Annotated in this window: 19 protein-coding genes; 1 reads left to right on the top strand and 18 read right to left on the bottom strand. The window is 69.4% G+C overall.

The window, feature by feature from the left end:
• Nucleotides 1-1,091: 1,091 nt before the first annotated feature.
• The 13 genes from ACIA8R_RS23055 to rpsP form a co-directional block, all read right to left on the bottom strand.
• Nucleotides 1,092-2,012, bottom strand: coding sequence for a tyrosine recombinase XerC (locus ACIA8R_RS23055; RefSeq protein WP_397040234.1), 921 nt, complete (start codon nucleotides 2,010-2,012; stop codon nucleotides 1,092-1,094).
• A gap of 216 nt (nucleotides 2,013-2,228) precedes the next feature.
• Complete coding sequence (gene dprA / locus ACIA8R_RS23050) at nucleotides 2,229-3,467, bottom strand: DNA-processing protein DprA (protein WP_397040232.1); 1,239 nt, start codon at nucleotides 3,465-3,467, stop codon at nucleotides 2,229-2,231.
• Between the two features lie 93 nt (nucleotides 3,468-3,560).
• A complete protein-coding gene (locus ACIA8R_RS23045) occupies nucleotides 3,561-5,102 on the bottom strand; it encodes a YifB family Mg chelatase-like AAA ATPase (protein WP_397040230.1) in 1,542 nt (513 codons plus the stop codon).
• Nucleotides 5,103-5,456 carry a YraN family protein gene (locus ACIA8R_RS23040; RefSeq protein ID WP_357707132.1) on the bottom strand — a complete coding sequence of 118 codons (354 nt, stop codon included), beginning with the start codon at nucleotides 5,454-5,456 and terminating at the stop codon, nucleotides 5,103-5,105.
• A 649-nt stretch (nucleotides 5,457-6,105) separates the two neighbouring features.
• Entirely contained in the window at nucleotides 6,106-6,429 is a 324-nt protein-coding gene (locus ACIA8R_RS23035) for a DUF2469 domain-containing protein (protein WP_026215037.1), read from the bottom strand.
• Nucleotides 6,430-6,468: 39 nt separating this feature from the next.
• Nucleotides 6,469-7,137 (bottom strand): ribonuclease HII, encoded by a 669-nt coding sequence (locus tag ACIA8R_RS23030; RefSeq protein WP_357707131.1) that lies wholly within the window; start codon nucleotides 7,135-7,137, stop codon nucleotides 6,469-6,471.
• 50 nt (nucleotides 7,138-7,187) lie between these two features.
• Nucleotides 7,188-7,784, bottom strand: a complete 597-nt coding sequence (gene lepB / locus ACIA8R_RS23025; protein ID WP_357707130.1) for a signal peptidase I — start codon at nucleotides 7,782-7,784, stop codon at nucleotides 7,188-7,190.
• On the bottom strand, nucleotides 7,784-8,641 hold the full coding sequence (lepB, locus tag ACIA8R_RS23020) for a signal peptidase I (protein ID WP_357707129.1): 858 nt from the start codon (nucleotides 8,639-8,641) through the stop codon (nucleotides 7,784-7,786). Before lepB (ACIA8R_RS23020) ends, lepB (ACIA8R_RS23025) begins: the two co-directional genes overlap by 1 nt.
• 143 nt (nucleotides 8,642-8,784) lie before the next feature.
• Nucleotides 8,785-9,147, bottom strand: coding sequence for a 50S ribosomal protein L19 (gene rplS / locus ACIA8R_RS23015; protein ID WP_357707128.1), 363 nt, complete (start codon nucleotides 9,145-9,147; stop codon nucleotides 8,785-8,787).
• Between the two features lie 137 nt (nucleotides 9,148-9,284).
• Entirely contained in the window at nucleotides 9,285-10,064 is a 780-nt protein-coding gene (gene trmD / locus ACIA8R_RS23010) for a tRNA (guanosine(37)-N1)-methyltransferase TrmD (protein ID WP_364099846.1), read from the bottom strand.
• Nucleotides 10,064-10,564: a ribosome maturation factor RimM gene (rimM, locus tag ACIA8R_RS23005; RefSeq protein WP_397040227.1), complete on the bottom strand. Its 501-nt coding sequence runs from the start codon at nucleotides 10,562-10,564 to the stop codon at nucleotides 10,064-10,066. The genes trmD and rimM overlap by 1 nt, the downstream gene beginning before the upstream one ends.
• Before the next feature lie 74 nt (nucleotides 10,565-10,638).
• Nucleotides 10,639-10,884 (bottom strand): RNA-binding protein, encoded by a 246-nt coding sequence (locus ACIA8R_RS23000; protein ID WP_020546537.1) that lies wholly within the window; start codon nucleotides 10,882-10,884, stop codon nucleotides 10,639-10,641.
• A 1-nt stretch (nucleotide 10,885) separates the two neighbouring features.
• Nucleotides 10,886-11,335 (bottom strand): 30S ribosomal protein S16, encoded by a 450-nt coding sequence (gene rpsP, locus ACIA8R_RS22995; protein WP_357707125.1) that lies wholly within the window; start codon nucleotides 11,333-11,335, stop codon nucleotides 10,886-10,888.
• 1,005 nt (nucleotides 11,336-12,340) lie between these two features.
• Here rpsP and ACIA8R_RS22990 point away from each other — a divergent pair.
• Nucleotides 12,341-12,937 (top strand): hypothetical protein, encoded by a 597-nt coding sequence (locus tag ACIA8R_RS22990; RefSeq protein WP_397040224.1) that lies wholly within the window; start codon nucleotides 12,341-12,343, stop codon nucleotides 12,935-12,937.
• Nucleotides 12,938-13,047: 110 nt separating this feature from the next.
• Here the strand turns inward: ACIA8R_RS22990 and ffh are convergent, their stop codons facing one another.
• Genes ffh through ACIA8R_RS22965 form a run of 5 tightly spaced genes read right to left on the bottom strand, consistent with a single transcriptional unit; the run spans nucleotide 13,048 to nucleotide 18,944 of the window.
• Entirely contained in the window at nucleotides 13,048-14,604 is a 1,557-nt protein-coding gene (gene ffh, locus ACIA8R_RS22985; protein WP_397040223.1) for a signal recognition particle protein, read from the bottom strand.
• A gap of 57 nt (nucleotides 14,605-14,661) precedes the next feature.
• Nucleotides 14,662-15,222: an ATP/GTP-binding protein gene (locus ACIA8R_RS22980; protein WP_357695423.1), complete on the bottom strand. Its 561-nt coding sequence runs from the start codon at nucleotides 15,220-15,222 to the stop codon at nucleotides 14,662-14,664.
• 7 nt (nucleotides 15,223-15,229) lie between these two features.
• A complete protein-coding gene (locus ACIA8R_RS22975) occupies nucleotides 15,230-15,622 on the bottom strand; it encodes a DUF742 domain-containing protein (RefSeq protein ID WP_357695399.1) in 393 nt (130 codons plus the stop codon).
• Nucleotides 15,623-15,627: 5 nt separating this feature from the next.
• Nucleotides 15,628-16,050, bottom strand: a complete 423-nt coding sequence (locus ACIA8R_RS22970) for a roadblock/LC7 domain-containing protein (protein ID WP_020546542.1) — start codon at nucleotides 16,048-16,050, stop codon at nucleotides 15,628-15,630.
• Complete coding sequence (locus ACIA8R_RS22965; RefSeq protein ID WP_364104653.1) at nucleotides 16,047-18,944, bottom strand: nitrate- and nitrite sensing domain-containing protein; 2,898 nt, start codon at nucleotides 18,942-18,944, stop codon at nucleotides 16,047-16,049. Before ACIA8R_RS22965 ends, ACIA8R_RS22970 begins: the two co-directional genes overlap by 4 nt.
• Nucleotides 18,945-19,075: the final 131 nt, after the last annotated feature.

Here is a 19,075-nt window from a genome sequence, read left to right as displayed (position 1 = left end):
CGCCGCCAGCGCCGCCGGACCCTCGGACCACCAACTCGCGAGGCGACAGGCTGCTCTGCCGAGTTGTGGCTTGAAGTAGCGCACGAGTCGCACAACCCCGTGGAAGTTGTGAGTCGCGTGTTGCAACACGCCGTCCGTTGCAAAGTGAGTTGTGGCTGTTCGTGGCGACCAGGGCGCCCCGCCCCTAACGAGCAGCGCCGATGAAGTTCGTGGCCGCATGGGAGGCCAATGTCACTGGCTGCCCGGCCATCGCTTCCCTACATGCGAGACACCTCCCTGCGTCGCGAAGGGAAGCTGATGAAGCGACAACCACGCCTTGGTCCCCCTCTGGGCACACAGGGGCGACCCATGTCTTCTTTTCGTACGCACTCCCAGCGGGTGATCCCTCTTCCCCTGCTCCGCTGCGGGAAAGTCGGCTCCCCCTGCTCCGTTGCAGGAAAGTCCGGCGATGCGCGCGCCCTGTGATCTGGAAGACGCTGGGCCATCTGGGATAGGGCCGGCGAAATGGGGTGTCCCCTATACCGGCACAAGCCAGGCTCTTCAAGCGTTCAGCGCAGGCCCCCCTCGTCTCCGCACGCCTCCTGTCCAGCTGTACTCGCGCGTCTCCTGTCCAGCCGTACTCGGACCCCGGCGCTCCGCGGCCAGGTGGATCACCGCCTCCTTGTCTCTCCGGGCCGTCGTACGTTCACGATCTGCGCCCGCGGAGGCACGTGCCTGCACTCCGTCGCTTCTCATCCCTCCAACAGCTCTCGCATTGGCGTCACCGCTGTGTCTCCACACCGCCGGGTCCTCAGGTCGATGTGTCGTCATGCCTAAGGTGTCGGCGTCGCCTGGGCGGTGCGCGTTGAACCCACCTGCGTCCGTGAGCTCAAGCTTCGACGCCCAACGGCCCACTCGCTCCCTCGTCTCCCAGCGGGTCAGCGAAGGCCACAGAGCGAAGGGTTTCTGGGGCGAAAGGCCGCAGGTCGCCAAGGTGGAGGGTTGTGAGGGGACGGAGGGCCGTAGGCAGTCAGTGGGAACGGTGTGAGGAGGTCAGTGAGGAGGGGCGTGAGGGATTTGTGAGCGGACGGTTGCAGCCCTGGTTTCATCGATCAGGCGCGGGGGTGGGCTTGGCGGTAGGCGGTGCGGAGGCGGTCGATCGAGACGTGGGTGTAGATCTGGGTCGTGTTGAGGGAGGCGTGACCGAGCAGTTCCTGGACGCTCCGCAGGTCCGCTCCCCCTTCGAGCAGATGGGTTGCCGCGGTGTGCCGCAGGCCGTGTGGGCCCATGTCCGGGGCGCCCTCTGTCTGGGCCAGTCGCGCGTGGACCACCCGCCGTACGGTGCCCGCGTCGATCCGGCCGCCACGGACGCCGAGGAAGAGGGCCGGCCCGGAGCGTTCTCGAACCCAGATGGGGCGTCCGTTGATGCACCATCGGTCCAGGGCTCGAAGGGCCGGTAGTCCGAACGGCACGGAACGCTCCTTTCGTCCCTTGCCCAGGACCCTGATGACGTGCCGGTCCCGGTCCACGTCGTCGACGTCGAGCGCGCAGAGTTCACCCACCCGCACGCCTGTGGCGTACAGGAGCTCCAGGAGAGCCTGGTCTCGGAGGTCCTTGGGGTCGCCCGTGGAGGCGGGCGCGTTCAGGACGGTCTGGGCCTGCTCCTGGTCGAGCACGGCGGGCAACGGGCGTGGCGCCTTGGCGCTGCCCAGCAACAGCCCGGGATCGGCGGCCAGCCAACCCCGGCGATGGCAGTACGCGGTGAAGGTGCGGACGCAGGCTGTTCTGCGGGCCAGCGTGGCCCTCGCCTTGCCGGCTCCGTGCTGGTCGGCCAGCCAGGCTCGCAGCTCGCCGATGTCCAGGCCGTCGAGCCGACCGCGAAGGTGGTCGAGGAGGGCGGTGATGTCGGAGAGATAGGCACGCACTGTGTGCGGAGAGAGGTCGCGTTCGAACCGCAGGTACCTCTCGAACTCCGCAAGGACTTCGTCGGCATTCAGGTCGGGGTTCAGGCTGTCGTTCAAGTCGTTGTCCAAGGCTTCCCCACTGTCCGCGCGGACATCCACCAGTCGTATCACTGCTCGCTCATGCCCGGCTCAGTACGGTGCCCACCGGGCCGCGTCGGCAACCCCACCGTCCCAGTGATCGCGCACGTCCCGCTACAGGCGCTGACGGCGGCTCGGCTGCGCGTCGCGCCGTCCACATGTCGGTCACCTGCGTGCGACTCATCCCATGAACTCGTGCGTGACCGGTCAGAAGGGGGTTGCGAGTTCTTGGGGGTGGGGTGGGGGCGGAGTGTCGTCTTCCGCGGGGGGAGGTGGGTCTGTGGCTGGGGCTTCGTTGGCGGGAGGCGGGGCCAGAGCCATGGTTTCAGGGGCTTTCAGGTAGCTGGTTGTGGTTTTGCGGAGGCGCCAACCGCCGGCTGCTCGTTCTATGTAGCCGGCCGCGGCCAGGCCGCCCAGGGCGCTCAGCGTGATGTCCATGCTGACGCCGGCCGAGACAGCTATCGATGCGGGACCGGCGCCGCCGCGGGTGGGGATGGCGTCCAGGACTCTCTTGGTGGATTCGCTGAGACGGTCACGGGGGACGACTGGGGTTCTCGTCTGTTGGGCCAGGTCGTCGCCTATGACGCCGACCAGGTCGATCATTTCCTCTGGCGTCGTGACGCAGACCGCCTTGCGTTCGCGCAGGAGTTTGTGGCACCCGGCCGACAGCGCGGACGTGGTGGGGCCAGGCACGGCGCCCAGGTGCCGATTGAGGGTGAGCGCGTGGCCTGCGGTGTTCAGGGCACCGCTGCGCAGGGCTGCCTCCACCACGGCCGTTCCTCTGGTCAGGGCGGCGATGAGACGGTTCCTGATCAGGAAGCGAGCGCGGGTGGGGTGGACGCCGGGCGGACATTCGCTCATCACGACACCCTGGTCGCGAACCTTGGCGAACAGGTTCTGATGGCCGCTCGGATAACAGATGTCCACTCCGCAGGCCAGGACGACCACCGTGGGCGACTCGGCCAGCAGGGCACCTTTGTGCGCCGCGCCGTCCACCCCGTACGCGCCGCCGGAGACGACGGACCAGCCTGCCTCGCTGAGGCCGATGCCGAAGTTGGCCGCGATGTGCAGGCCGTACTGGGTGGCCGCTCGCGCTCCTACGACGGCCACGGATTTGAGACAGGCGAAGCGGAGGTCGGCCGAGCCGTGCAGCCAGAGGCCGAGGGGACGGCTCGGGCCGAGGTGGTCCAGCTGCGTGGGCCATTCGGGATCGCCGGGGATGATCAGCCTGGCTCCGAACCGCTCGCCGGCTTCCAGGTCGGCGGCGGGCTTCGAGGCCGCCAGCCGGACGAACCAGGCGTTCAGCCGCCCCGGCAGGTCACACGGACGTTCCTGCCGCGACTCCTGAGCGGTGAAGGCCGGGGGAAGTGCGCGCTCGCGGATCGCCTCCACCGCGCCGGAGGCACCGAGGTGCGCCACCAGACGGCCCATGGCCGTGTCGCCCACGTCGGCGGCTCGCATGAGGGCCGCACGTGCCACATGCTCCGGACTGGTCACATTGCCTCCTGATGATCTTCATGGGCGTGTGGGTGGCCGGGGTCACGGTCGTACTCCGAGCCAGAAGCCGAGGGCTGCGGTGGTCTCGTCTTCTTCGGGGCGGTCTTTGCCTGCGAGGTCGGCGAGGGTCCAGGCGACGCGCAAGGTGCGGTCGAGGCCGCGGGCGGTGAGGGAGCCCGAGTCGAGACAGGAGGTCATGGGCTTCATCGCCGCCTCGGAGGGACGGAAGTCGGCATGGAGGACGGAGGAGGGGATCTCGGCGTTCGTCCGCCAAGGGGTGTGGGCCAGGCGTTTGACGGCGCGTCGGCGAGCCAGCAGGACGCGTTCCGCCACCGTCTCGCTGGACTCGACGAACTGACGGTCGGCCAGAAGCTCGCGTCTGGACGAGCGGGCGACCGTGACCTTCATGTCGATGCGGTCGAGCAGGGGGCCGGACAGTCGGCCCAGGTATCGGCGTCTGGTGGTGGGCGAGCAGCGGCAGGTGGCGCCGGCCTGGTCGTCGGCCTGGGCGCAGGGGCACGGGTTCGCGGCCAGCACGAGCATGAACCGGGCGGGGAACGTGACCGAGGCCACGGATCTGGACACGGTGACGCGCCCGGATTCCAGCGGTTGCCGCAACGAGTCGAGGACGTGACGAGGGAACTCGGGAGCCTCGTCCATGAACAGCAGGCCCCTGTGGGCGAGGGACACCGCGCCCGGACGGACGACCGTGCTGCCGCCGCCGATGATCGCGGCCGCCGTCGCCGTGTGGTGAGGGCTGACGAACGGCGGACGGCTGATCATGGGACTGTCGGGCGGCAGCAGACCCGCGACGGAGTGGATGGCCGTGACCTCCAGGGCGTGGTCGAGCTCCAGGTCCGGCAGGAGAGTGGGAAGGCGTTCGGCCAGGAGGGTCTTGCCGGTGCCGGGCGGGCCGACCATCCACAGGTTGTGGCCGCCGGCCGCACACACTTCCAGCGCTCGGCGCGCCACGGGCTGGCCGACGACGTCCGCCAGGTCGACGGCGGGCTGTGTCACGGGCTTGGGCGTCTCGGCACGCCCATGGGCCTCGGGTTCGGGCGGCTTGTCGCCTTTGCGGAGCCACTCGACCAGCTGACGCAGATGAGCCACCGGGATCACCTTCACGTCGGGGACCAGACCGGCTTCACCCGAGTTCTCCGACGGGACGATCACCGTGGCCTCCTCGTGCGCGGCCGCGGCGCCGAGGATGGACGGGAGCACGCCGCGTACGGCCCTGATGCGGCCGTCGAGGCCGAGTTCGCCCAGGAAGAAGGGCTCGGCGATGCGCTCCGCCGGGACGACTCCGGAGGCTCCCAGGATGGCCATGGCGATGGCGAGGTCGAACTGGGAGCCGCGTTTGGGGAGGCTGGCGGGGAAGAGACTGACGGTGATGCGGGCGTCCGGCCACGGGTAGCTGCTGTTGACCACGGCGGAACGCACCCGGTCGCGGGCCTCGCTGAGCGCCGTGTCGGGCAGGCCGATGAGGTGGATTCCGGCCAGGCCGTTGCCCACGTCGGCCTCCACCTCGACGCTGCGGCCGCTCACCCCGACCAGTGCGACGCTGCGGGTCCGGGCCACGGTCATCTAGATCGCCCCCCGGATGTGGCGCAGGGCGAAGTTGCCCGCGAAGCGCTCAAGGGCGATCACGTCGATGCGCACGGCATCGAAGGAGCGGGACTGCGCCGACAGCCATTTGGCCGCCAGCATGCGGAGCCGGGCCAGTTTGGTGTGGCTCACGGACTCCAGGGCTGTGCCGTGGGACCTGCTCGATCGGGTCTTCACCTCGACGACCACCAGGACCTGACCGTCGACGGCGATGATGTCGATCTCGCCGCGGCGGCAGCGCCAGTTGCGTTCGAGGATCGTCATCCCCTTGGCTTCGAGGTAGATCGCGGCCAGGTGCTCGCCTTCTTTGCCGAGCTCGTCTTTGGGGGCCATGCGGCCGTCTCCGTTCATCCGTCCGTCGGGGTTGTTCGGTGACCGACCTTGGCGGATGGCGAGGGGATCGGAAGGAGGCGAACGGGATTCTGGGGACAGCCGGGGGATGACGGTGATGGCCTGTGGATAACTTCGCGCTACGGGGTGCTCTCCCGCCTCGGCGCGCGACACCGGTGCGCTGGCCTCAGGGATGAGGGACGCCGGCGAGCGCCCCAGGGCGGGCCGTAGGACGCCAGAACCCTAACTCCGGGACGGCGGAGAACGCCGGAGCGCCCTACGCCGGGACAAACGACGCCAGCGCGCCGCAGGGCGGGTTGAGGCACGCGCGCCGCAGGGCGGGTTGAGGCACGCGAGCGCTGCGACGTGGCCGACCGCGGGCCAGACGCTGCGCGCTCAGCCCGGTGTGGCGCCCCGGGAGAGACGGCTCCCGGGAGCGCGCCAGCAGCCGCACGGCTCGATCAGGCGGCGATGGACGGATGTCTCTGCGGGCCGTTGCGGCGCTGCCATCGACTGACGTGTGGCAGGTGAGGGATGGCGCGTGGAAGACGGCACCTACGTGAACGGTGATGTTGCCGTGAAAGGAGGGGACGGCAAGCCCCGCCCCCCGCGGCCAGACGCCGTCGGCGCCCAGCGCCGACGGCCCCCGGTTCTACCCCGAGAACCCTTCCTTGGGCATCTCCAGGTCCGCCTTGGCCAGCTCTTCCACGTTCACATCCTTGAACGTGACCACCCGCACGTTCTTCACGAACCGCGCCGGCCGGTACATGTCCCACACCCAGGCGTCCTGCATCTTCACATCGAAGAAGACGTCGCCGTTCTCCGCGGTACGGACGTCGAGGTCGACCGAGTTGGTCAGGTAGAACCGACGCTCAGTCTCCACGACGTATGTGAACAAACCGACGACATCACGGTATTCGCGGTAAAGCTGCAGCTCCATCTCGGTTTCGTATTTTTCGAGATCCTCTGCGCTCATCGCGGTCCTCCTGTCGTACCGGTCCCCCGGTTCGCCTGCTCAGGCAACCCCGGCCCCCATCTCATTTTCACCCATGCCCCTGGCCACCGTGACGAAGGAGTAACGGTGTTCGGGGCACGGGCCATGCCTCTCCAGTGCCAAACGGTGTCCTGGCGTGACATACCCCTTGTGCTCGGCGAAACCGTACTGAGGAAATCTTCGATCCAGATCGACCATCAGGCGGTCCCTCGTCACCTTGGCCACGATCGACGCGGCCGCCACGCAGGCGGCCACCTGGTCCCCCTTCCACACCGCCAGGGACGGTGCGGGCATACCGGGCACCGGGAAGCCGTCCGTGAGGATGTACTCCGGGTCACACGGCAACTGCGCCACGGCCCGCCGCATTCCCGAGACGTTGCTCTTGTGCAGCCCCCGGGCGTCGATCTCCGCGGCCGGGATCACCACGATGCCCACGTGGGCGGTGGCGACGACGCGGTCGTACAGACGCTCGCGCACCGGCGCGGACAGCAGCTTGGAGTCGCCGAGACCGGCGATCTCCCTGCGCAGGACGACGGCGGCGACGACCAGCGGCCCGGCGCAGGCGCCGCGGCCCGCCTCGTCGACCCCCGCGACCGGGGTCAGCCCACGGCGGGCCAGCGCCCGCTCATAGGCGTAGAGTCCGGAATCGCGCCGGACGACGCTCGGTCGAGGGCGGAACGCAACTGTCATGACACTCGCAGCGTACGCCCCATTCGCCGCAAACCGCGACCGAAAGCCCCTTACTTGACCTTGTCGAAAGTCTCGGGTGTGGAGAACAGGTAGCCGCGCGACAGCGGCCAGTAGCGGACGACCGCCTTGCCGATCACGTCGTCGACGGAGATGAAGCCGCCGCCGGGCTCGTCCATGTGGGCGCGCGAGTCCGCCGAGGCGGTGCGGTGGTCGCCCATCAGCCACAACTTGCCGGCCGGGACGGTGACGTTGAACTTGTCGCCGCCGCCGAAGTCGCCGGGGAAGAGGTAGGACTCCTCGTCGAGCGGCGTGCCGTTGACGAGGATGCGGTGCTTGGAATCGCAGCACTCCACCTTGTCGCCGCCGACGCCGATGACCCGCTTGATGGTGTCCTCGCCGGTGCGCCAGCCCTTGAAGACCACGATGTCGCCGCGCTCGGGACTGCCCGCCAGCTTGTTGACGAAGACCCGGTCGTTGATCAGCAGGGTGTTCTCCATCGACTCCGACGGGATGTAGAACGACCCGATGACGAACGCCTGCAGCAGCAGCGCGATGCCGACCCCGAGCACCAGCAACAGGACGGTCTCCCGGAAGCCGCCCTTTTTCTTCTCTTTGGCCACGCCCTCCGCCTTCTTGGTGACGGCCATCAGCGCTTCCTCCCCAACCGTCGCCGACGAACCAGGACCAAGGGTACGGCCAGCCCGAACCCGGCCACCAGCGGTACGGCGCCACCGAGTGCCTGCAGCGCGGGTTGCGCGAAGGTGTCGGGTATGGACAGCACGCCCGCCCGGTTGAACGGCCAGACGATCACGAAGGCCCGGCCGATGACCTGACCTTCGGGAATCGAGCCGCCGCCCTGGTCACCGGTGTGGGAGCGCGAGTCGAGCGAGACGGAACGGTGGTCGCCCATCACCCACAGCCGCCCGGGCGGCACGGTGATGTCGAAGAACCTGTCGGACGGCACATTGCCCGGATAGAGGTAGCTCTCCTCGTCGATGGCCGTGCCGTTGACCGTGATGCGCCCCTTGGAGTCGCAGCACTTGACGTGGTCGCCGCCGACGCCGATGACCCGCTTGATGTAGTCCTTCTCGCCGGGCACGACGCCGAAGGCCGTGCCGACCCAGCGGAAGAAGGCCCCGATGGGGTTGGACGGCTCCTCCATCTCGAACTCGCCGTCCCAGGAGTCGACGCCGGAGAAGACCACCACGTCGCCGCGCTCGATGTCACGGGTGTGGTAGACGAGCTTGTTGACCAGGACCCTGTCGTTCTTGAGCAGGGTGTTCTCCATGGACTCCGACGGAATGTAGAAGGCCTGGATCACGAACGTCTTGATGATCAGGGCCAGCACGAGGGCCACAACGACTAGAACGGGCAGTTCTTTCCAGAACGACCCCTTCTTCTCCTTGTCGCCTTTTGCTGGCTTCTGAGTCTCTTCGGCGACCACGTCCACCTCGTCCTCGACAGGGCGGCGCGAGGCGCCGTACTCCTGGTCTTCGCTTGTCATCGCTGACGAGCCTAGATGATGGAACGGCTCGACAAGCCTCGACCGACGTTACACCCAAGGGCGAGTCGCTCCACATAAAGGAAATGGCCCCGCAAAGCCGAAAGGCCCGTGCGGTGCACGGGCCTTTCGGGAAAAGATTCGGGTTACTTCGCGGGGGTCGCCTCGCGCTTCTCGCGGATACGGGCGGCCTTGCCGCGCAGGTCGCGCATGTAGTAGAGCTTGGCGCGACGCACGTCACCGCGGGTCACGAGCACGATCTTCTCGATGACCGGGCTGTGCACCGGGAAGGTGCGCTCGACGCCGACGCCGTAGCTGACCTTGCGGACCGTGAAGGTCTCGCGGGCGCCGCTGCCCTGCCGCCGCAGCACGAAGCCCTTGAAGACCTGGATGCGGGAGCGGTTGCCTTCGACGACTCGTACGTGGACCTCGAGCGTGTCACCGGGACGGAACGCCGGGACGTCGCTCCGAAGGGTCGCCTTCTCGAGCTCCTGGATCTTCGTGTGCATGAGAGCAGTCCTCAAGTCCTCGCGAGCACGCGGAGGTCCACCCGGCCGGAGCTCGCGGCGGACACGCCTGCTGATTTGATGAACCCGGGACCGTTACCCGGGCATGACGGACCAACCGTATGACGGTCGGCAGCGATTCAGTTTGCCACATCTTCCGGCCGGACGCGAAACGACAGCTCTTCGAGCAACTTCCTGTCGTGCTTGTCGAGCGTCTCCGGATCGAGCGCCGCCGCCAGTTCCGGCCGGTTCGCCACGGTACGCCGGAGCGCCTCGTCCCGCCGCCACCGGGCGACTTTTCCGTGATGTCCGGACAGCAGCACGGCGGGAACCTCGTGCCCGCGCCAGACCGGCGGCTTGGTGTAGACCGGGCCTTCCACCAGGTTCTGCATCGAACCAGGAGCGAAGGAGTCGTCGACGGCCGACTGCGCATTGCCCAGCACGCCGGGCAGCAGCCTGCCGACGGCCTCGACCATCACCAGCACCGCGACCTCGCCGCCGGCCAGCACATAGTCGCCGATGCTGACCTCGTCGACCCGCAGCCGGGCGCCGTACTCGGCCATGACGCGCGAGTCGATGCCCTCGTAGCGCCCGCAGGCGAACAGCAGCCACGGCTCGGCGGCCAGCTCCTGGGCCAGCTCCTGGGTGAAAGGCCGACCGCTCGGCGTCGGCACGATCACCCGCGGCGTGCCGTCGCCGATCACCGAGTCGATGGCCTCGCCCCAGACCTCGGGCTTCATCACCATGCCGGGACCGCCGCCGTACGGCGTGTCGTCGACCGTCCTGTGCACGTCGTGCGCCCAGTCGCGGAGCTGGTGGACGCGTACGTCGAGGGTGCCGCGCTCGCGTGCCTTGCCGATCAGGGAGACGTCGAGCGGGGCGAAGTACTCGGGGAAGATGGAGATGATGTCGAGGCGCATCACAGCAGGCCCTCTGGCGGGTCGACGACCAGGCGCCCGCCCGTCAGATCGACCTCGGGCACCAGGGCCTTCACGAACGGGATGAGCGCGTCGTCCTGCCCGCGCCGGCGTACGACCAGCAGGTCCTGGCCGTGGTGCAGCACGTCGGTGATCTCGCCGACGGGCTCGCCCGACACGGTCTCCACCGCCAGCCCGACGAGCTGGTGGTCGTGGAACTCGTCCGGGTCGTCCGACGGCTCCACCTCGGCGGAGTCGATGACCAGCATGGTGCCCCGGAGCTCCTCGGCCCCGTCGCGCCCGTGAACCCCCTCGAACGCGATCAGCAGCACACCCTTGTGCCAGCGGCGGCTCTCGACGACGAGCGGCCCCCTGCTCGCCGGGTCGGTCACGACGGACGCGCCCTCGGCGAAGCGCAGCTCGGGATCGTCGGTGCGCACCTCCACGGTCACCTCGCCGCGTACACCGTGCGGACGGCCTATCCGGCCGACGACCAGCTGCACGTGAAACCCACCTTCTCCTAACGCAAGCGCCCCCATCGGCCTTTCAGGACCGATGAGGGCGCGAATTCCTGACGCTAACGGACTGCTTCGTCCAGGTCGAGCAGATCGACCCGTACGTACTTCCCGTCGGCCAGGGCGTTCACAACGGTGCGCAGCGCCTTGGCGGTGCGTCCGCCGCGTCCGATGACCTTGCCCAGGTCCTCGGGGTGCACCCGGACCTCCAGGACGCGCCCGCTGCGAATGCGGCGAGCGCGGACCCGGACATCGTCAGGATGTTCGACGATGCCCTTAACGAGGTGCTCGAGAGCCTCCTCGAGCACGTCAGCCCTCGCCCTCGGTCGGGGTCTCGGCGGCGGGGGCGACCTCGGCCTCTTCCTTCTTCTTGGCACGCTTGGGCGCCGTGGTGGCGGCCGCACCGGTGTCGCCACCGGACAGCGCCTCCTTGGCCGCGGCCTCGTAGAGGGCGTGACGGTCGGGCGCGGGCTCGGCGACCTTCATCGGCGCCGGGGCGGCCTCGCCCTTGAACTTCTGCCAGTCACCGGTGAGCTTGAGCAGCTTGAGCACCGGCTCGGTCGGCTGCGCGCCGACACCCAGCCAGTAGGCCGCACGCTCGGCGTTGACCTCGATGCGCGAAGGGTTTTCCTTCGGGTGGTACAGGCCGATCTCCTCGATCGCCCGGCCGTCACGCTTGGTGCGGCTGTCGGCGATGACGATTCGGTACTGAGCGTTGCGGATCATGCCGAGCCGCTTGAGCTTGATCTTGACTGCCACTGGTGTGGTCTCTCCTGCATTCGAGCGTGGGTGAACGGCACCTCATCGAGTGGGGCACGATGAGACGACGCTCCAGGGACAGGCGCGGCCGGCGGGAGATGAGAGGGCACCCACCTGGTCACGATGTTCCAACATGTCATTCTGCCAGACCGCGGACACTGCCTTCGACCAGTACCGGCAGGCCGCGGCAAAGGCTCGGCAAGGGCCGCGTGTCACCTCGTCCGACTTGATCAACTTCCCTGCGGAATGAGTTGGGTGACCACCACGACCCATCCGCTGCTCACCCGCCCGCGAGTGCTCACCGCCGGCGTGTCCGTCCTGCTCACCGGCGCCTTGTTCGGGCTTACGGCCACCGCCGCGGCGGGCGAGTTCGCCAACGCCAATGGTATGACCCTGACCATCACCGAGATCCCCGAGGTGGGCCAGCCCGGCTTCTCGGGCACCTGGGGCACCGCCTCCGTGGGGCCCGACCCGGGCGTCGACAACGGTGACTGGAGCGACCCCGACAACGTCACCCAATTCACCGACCTCGCCAACGAACAGCTCCAGGCGAGCGGCCTCGACGCGCCCGATGTCTGGGAGGCCAGCGCCTCATTGGTCGTCGACAACCTCTATCTCAACCAGAACGCCTCTGAGCCGCTGCTCGTCACGGGGAACGTGTCCACGCACGCGCGGTGCACGCCGCCGGCTCCGGCGATGTCGTCCACCCTGGTGACGCCCGGGTCCGTCACAGTGCTCGGCGTGCCTGTGGAGGTGGGGACCACCGAGGTTCGCGCGACGGGCGAACAACTCGGCTACCCCGGCGGGGGGGGGGGGGGGGGGGGGGGGGGGGGGGGGGGGGGGGGGGGGGGGGGGGGGGGGGGGGGGGGGGGCCCCCCCCCCCCCCCCCCGCGGCCGCCCGCTCCCCTTTCCGGTGGCGGGGGGGGTGGTTGTGTTTGCTCGCCCCGCCCCCCCCCCCCCCCCCCCCCCCCCCCCCCCCACGACGCGACCTCCGCCGAGGCGGACATGACGATCTCGATCTCGGCTGACCTGCGGAGCGACGACGGCGCCACCATCTACGAGGGGCCGCTGACCGAGGTCGTGATCGGGCGGGTCGAGGTCAACTGCGTCCCCAACCAGCCCACCCCGACGCCCACGATCACGCCCACGGTGACCCCGACGCCCACGCCTACCGTGACACCCACCGTGACACCCACACCCACGGCGACGCCGACACCCACCGTGACACCCACACCCACCGTGACACCCACACCGACCGTGACACCGACACCCACCGTGACACCGACCGTGACGCCCACACCTACGGTGACTCCGACGCCCAGCCCGACGCCCACCCATGACTGCACTCACCGGCCGCACAAGCCGCACAAGCCGAGCTACTGGCCCCCTTGCGGGTGGCCGCATGATCCGCACCACCATGGCGACCCGAGCGGCCATCAATGGCCCGCCGACCACGACGACGAGTTCGGCCTTGCGCCCGAAGACGCCTGGATGACCCACAAGTCGCCGCTCACCGGCCTGCCGATGTGGATGCCCGCAACGGCCGCCTCAGGGTGGCTCCTGATGGACCCCGCCCTGCAGTGGATGCTCCTCTGCCGTTAAGAGCGGGCCGACCGCCCCACATACGCGCACCCCGCGACCGATGTCGGTCCGGGGTGCGTCGGGTTTCAGGAGCGCGGCAGGCAGGGGCGGGCGTCGCCCGCCCCGATCGCCTACTTCTGGCCGGGCAGCCTCAGCTTCGACGGGTCGAAGCCCGGCGGCAGCTCGATGCCGGGCGGGAGCTTGCCGCCCAGGTTCCCCAGCACTCCCCCGGCCTTGGGCGCGCCGCCCTCGCCGTCGGGGGACGAGGACGCCGACTTCTCCAGGCCCGCCTTGCGCGGGTCGCCGCTGACGCGCCGCCCCTTCTTGGCCTTCTTCTGGGCCTTGGACGCCTTCCCGCGCCCGCCGGGCATGCCCGGAAGGCCCATGCCCCCGGCCACCCGCTTCATCATCTTCTGCGCCTCGAAGAAGCGCGTGACGAGGTTGCTCACGGCGCTGACCGTGACGCCGGAGCCGGCGGCGATGCGGGCGCGGCGGGAGCCATTGATGATCTTCGGGTCCTGCCGCTCGCCGGGCGTCATCGAGCGGATGATGGCGGCGATGCGGTCGAGGTCGCGGTCGTCGATGGAGTTGAGCTGGTCACGCATCTGCCCCATGCCGGGCATCATGCCGAGCAGGTTCTTGATCGGGCCCATCTTCTGGACCATCATCATCTGCTCGAGGAAGTCGTCGAGCGTGAAGTTCTCGCCCGAGGTGAGCTTGCCCGCCATCTTGGCGGCCTGCTCCTCGTCGAACGTCTTCTGCGCCTGCTCGATCAGGGTGAGGATGTCACCCATGTCGAGGATGCGGGAGGCCATCCGGTCGGGGTGGAAGGCGTCGAAGTCTTCCAGCTTCTCGCCCGTGGAGGCGAACATGATCGGGCGGCCGGTGATGTGCCGCACCGACAGCGCCGCGCCGCCGCGGGCGTCGCCGTCGAGCTTGGTCAGCACGACGCCGTCGAAGCCGACGCCGTCCATGAACGCCTGGGCCGTGGTGACGGCGTCCTGGCCGATCATGGCGTCGACCACGAACAGGACCTCGTCGGGGCGGACCGCGTCGCGGATGTCGGCGGCCTGCTTCATCATCTCCTGGTCGATGCCCAGGCGGCCGGCGGTGTCGATGATGACGACGTCGTGGTTGAGGCGCCGGGCCTCGTCGATCGAGCGGCGGGCGACGGCGACCGGGTCGCCGACGCCGCTGCCGGGCTCGGGCGCGAAGACGGCGACCTGGGCGCGCTCGCCCACGACCTGGAGCTGCTGCACCGCGTTGGGCCGCTGGAGGTCGGCGGCGACCAGCATGGGCGCGTGCCCCTGCTCGCGCAGCCACCGGGCCAGCTTGCCGGCCAGGGTGGTCTTACCGGCGCCCTGGAGACCCGCGAGCATGACGACCGTCGGCGAGGTCTTGGCGAAGCGGAGCCTGCGGGTCTCGCCGCCGAGGATCTCGATCAGCTCGTCATTGACGATCTTGACGACCTGCTGCGCCGGGTTGAGCGCCTGGGAGACCTCGGCGCCGCGGGCGCGCTCCTTGACCTGGGCGACGAACGTCTTGACCACCGGGAGCGCGACATCGGCCTCAAGCAGGGCGATGCGGATCTCGCGGGTGGTGGCGTCGATGTCGGCGTCGGACAGCCGACCCTTGGATCGGAGGGAGGAGAAGACCGATGTCAGCCGGTCGGAAAGCGTCTCGAACACGTGGTTGGCCAGTCCTCGAAGCGAATGTACGTCTAAGACTTCAGCCTATCCGCTCTCCTAGCCGCTCCAGCCTGGCACGGCCATCCGGACGGTCAACGCGTGCTCGACGAGGTTGATCAGAGCACTTTTGACCGAGTCCTTCTGGCGGGCGTCGAGGCGCACCAGCGGGATGTGGGGGGCCAGCGTGAGGGCGTCCCGGACCTCGGAGTCGCTGTGGGCGTACGTGCCGTCCCAGCCGTTGATCCCCACGATGAAGGGGAGCTGCGCCTCCTCGAAATAGTCGATCGCGGGGAAGCTGTCGGCCAGGCGGCGGGTGTCGACCAGGACGACGGCCCCGATGGCGCCGCGGACCAGGTCGTCCCACATGAACCAGAACCGGTGCTGTCCGGGCGTGCCGAACAGGTACAGGATCAGGTCGCGGTCGAGCGAGACGCGGCCGAAGTCCATCGCGACGGTCGTGGTTGACTTCAGCGGCGTCATGCCCAGGTCGTCGATCCCCGCGGAGGCGTCGGTCATGACGGCCTCCGTGGTGAGCGGCATGATCTCCGAGACCGCGCCGACGAACGTCGTCTTGCCCACGCCGAAGCCGCCGGCCACGACGATCTTCGTCGAGGTCAGACCGGGGCTAGAGCCTGCGAAGTCCACTGAGCACCCTTTCCAGCAGGTTGACGTCCGGCCTACCCGCGTCCAGCGCGGGCTGGTGCACCCGCACCAGGCCCTCGGCCGCCATGTCAGCGATCAGAACACGCACCACCCCGAGCGGGATCCGCAGCAGCGCCGACACCTCGGCCACCGACCGGACCTGGCGGCAGAGCTGGCTGATCGCCTTGTACTCGGGGGTGATGTGGGAGAACTCCCGGTGCTCGGCGGTCGCCGACGAGACCAGGGCCTCCATGGCCAGCTTGACCTTGGGCGCGGTACGCCCGCCCGTCACCGCGTACGGGCGTACCGGCGAGGCCGGGTCCGAGCTGACCGGCGGCTGGGGCTCCCAACCGCCGCTGTTCCAGGAATCCGTCACCTACATCACCTGGTCTGGCTGGCGCGCAGTTCCGCACGCACCGCCGGAGTCAGCACCTGACCGGCGCGATCCACCATCAACGTCATCTGGTACGCCACCAGCCCCATGTCACAGTCAGGGGCCGCCAGCACCGCGAGACACGAACCATCACTGATCGACATGATCAGCATCAGCCCGCGCTGCATCTCCACGATCGTCTGGTTGACCGCACCACCCTCGAACACCCTGGCCGCACCCTGCGTCAAGCTCACCAGCCCCGACGCGATCGCAGCCAGCTGATCCGCCCGGTCAGCCGGAAAACCCGACGAGGCCGCAAGCGGCAACCCGTCGGATGACACGACCACCGCGTGCGCGACCCCCGGGACGGTACTGACGAAGTCGGTGATTAACCAGTCAACCCCGCGTGCCGCGTGGCTCAGGTCATTCACGCGCCCTCCTCCCTACTGTCGTTCCTAGAGCCGGATTGGTATGTCCTGCCCTCGCTGATGTCGTCCCGCGCTGCTCGGAAGCCCTGCTGGAAGCTCGACAACCTGCTGCGCACCCGGTCCGGCGAGACCGACGGCATGGGAGCCACGCCCTTGGGCGCGGACGCCGTGTCCGCCGATCCGGGCACCAGGTTGGCCTTGGGCACCCGCTTGGGCAGCCCGGCCGCCGTCGAGCCGTCGCGTGCGGGCTCCACCACGGACGCCGCCGCGCTCCAGCCGGCGTCGGCCTTGGCCGAACCCCAGGTGGCGCTGGGCTCGCCCTGGTCGAACCAGGCCGACTCCACCGCGGCGAAGATCGGCAGGTACTCGTCCCCGCCGGAGGCGGGCTTGACGACGGGGATCGGGCCGGTGGCGGCCGACTCCGTCTCGGGGTAGTCGTACTTGGGCGCGGCCAGCGGCGTCTCCTGCGGGGCCGACCAGGGGCGCGACTCCTCGGGCGGCAGGCCGCGCTGCGGCGGCGCGTGCTCCCCGGTGACCGGGCCGCGCGAGGACACCCAGACGTCGGACGACGAGTCCGGCAACCAGTCGGAGCCGGTGTTCGTCGACTCGGTCGAGGGCCACTGCGGCATGGCGGACGGCATCGAGGACGGCGTGGAGGACGGCATCGACGAGGGCAGCGAGGCCGGCATCGACGGCCACGACCCTCCGGCCGGCTCGGACGGGTACGACGGGTAGGACGGGTGCCCGGGGGCGAGCCCGAAGCCCGTTGCGCCGGGCCACTGCTGGGCGCCGGCGGCGGGCTGGGACGCGGCGAAGGCGTCCTCGCGGCCGGCGGAGGCGGCGGTGTTGCCGCCCGCGCCGGCGACGGCGGCCGGCTGCGCGCCGAGCAGCGACTCGGGGATGAGGACCATGGCGGTCAGACCGCCGGAGCCGTGCGGGCGGAGCTGCACCCTGATGCCGTGCCGGTGGGCCAGCCTGGCGACCACGAACAGGCCCATGCGGCGGGAGACCGACACGTCCACGGTGGGGGCGTCGGTCAGGCGCTCGTTGGCCTGGACCAGCTCGTCGCCGGTCATGCCGATGCCGGAGTCGCTGATGGAGAGCATGATCCCACCGCCGTCGATCCTGCTGCCGGAGACGGGGACGCGGGTCTCGCGCGGGGAGAACGACAGCGCGTTCTCCACCAGCTCGGCCAGCAGGTGGATGACGTCGTTGACGGCCTGGCCGGCGATGGAGACGCCCTCGGGGACCTCCAGGACGACGCGCTCGTAGTTCTCGACCTCAGAGAGGGAGGCGCGGGCGACGTCGACCAGCTTGACCGGCTGGCTCCAGCGACGCGGCGGGTCCTGACCGGCGAGAACCAGCAGGTTCTCGCTGTTGCGCCGCATACGGGTGGCCAGGTGGTCCAGCTTGAACAGGTTGCCGAGCCGCTGCTCGTCCTGCTCGCCCTGCTCCAGGCCGTCGATGAGGGTGATCTGCCGCTCGACCAGCGTCTGGCTGCGGCGCGACAGGTTCACGAACATCGCGTTGACGTTCGAGCGGAGCCTGGACTCCTCGCCGGCCAGTCGGACGGCCTCGCGGTGGACCTCGTCGAAGGCGCGGGCGACTTCACCGATCTCGTCCTTGGAGTTGACCTCGATCGGCGGGACGTGCAGCTGTTCGGGGCTGACGTCGGTGTTGCGGAGCTGCCTGACCAGGTCGGGCAGCGTCTGGCCGGCGATCTTCAGGGCGTCGCCGCGCAGACGGCGCAGCGGGCGCACCAGCGAGCCGGCCATCAGGGCGGTGATCGCGAGGACCAGGACGAGCAGGCCGGCCACGATGCCGATGTTGATCGCGGCGAGCTGCCGGTCGCTGCTGGCGATGTCGGCGCTTCGGGTGGCGATCTGCTCCGACAGCGACTTCTGCACGGTGTGCAGGCGCTCGACGGTCTCGGTGATGGACTGGAACCACTGGTCGGTGTCGTCCCTGGTCGAGGTGTCGAGCCGGCGCAGCGACTGGTTGGCGTTGTGCAGCAGTACGGCGCGGCTGGCGTAGAACTCGGCGCGGCCGATCTTCAGGCTGGCGACGGTGTTGTCGTAGAACTGGCGCTGCGCGGGCGTGGCGACGGCGCGGAAGGCGTCGCGCTCGCTGTTGCGGCGGGATCGGGCGTCGAGGAAGGCGTTGTACTCCGGCTCCTCGAACGCGCCCCTGATCAGCGCGCTGGTCAGGAGGCCACGCTGCTTGGACGCCTCCTCCTCGGCGCGGGCGACGGCGCGCAGGGCCGCGCTGGTGGCGATGATCTCCTCGTCCGTGGAGCCCTGGCCCAGCTCGTCGTAGAGCTGCAGCAGCTCGGCGATGGCCTCTGAGTACTTCTCGCTGGTGGGCAGCGGCGGGAGCTTGGTCTCGGCGACCGTCTTGCGCATCGAGGGGATCTGGCTGAGCCGGACCCGGATGTGGTCGAGGGCCTTCTTGCCGAGGTCGGACAGGGACGCTTCCGACTTCTTCGCCGCGTCCAGGGTGCTGGCGATGCGCTTGTCGACGATCTCGTGCTGGCTCTTCAGCCGCTGTTCGTCGGAGGCCCCGCGGTTGGTGGCGACGTGGCGGGTGGCCAGGTCGCGTTCGAGCCCGAGGTCGCGGGAGAGCTCGCCGAGCTGTGCGACCAGGGTCCCCACGCTGCTGATGTCCTGGTACTGCTGGGCGCTGGCGATCGACGTCGTGACCCGCAGGGCGCCCAGGATGACGGCGATGACCGTGGGGATGGCGATGAGGGCGATGAGGCGGGTACGCACGCGCCAGTTGCGCAGCGCGAACGGGCTGCCCGCCTTGGGCGGGTGGGCCTGCTGCACCTCGCCGTCCGCGGCCTTTTCCGGGGCGTCCGGAGCCCTGCCACGACCGGGTCCGGTCGTTTTTGTCCTCACTGGTGGCAACCTCTCGCCGTGGCCTGCTTCAGGGGGAATCAGCGGCTTCGTCACGCGGACGAGTGATCGCAGGCAAGTTCGAGGCCCAATTTGAGCACAAACCTCATACTTAGGCCAACGTTTCAGCCGTT

The sequence above is a fragment of the Nonomuraea sp. NPDC051191 genome (assembly GCF_044455665.1).
Taxonomy (GTDB): Bacteria; Actinomycetota; Actinomycetes; order Streptosporangiales; family Streptosporangiaceae; genus Nonomuraea.
The sequence above is the reverse complement of the archived record's forward strand: the minus strand, read 5'-3'. Positions and strand labels throughout refer to the sequence as shown.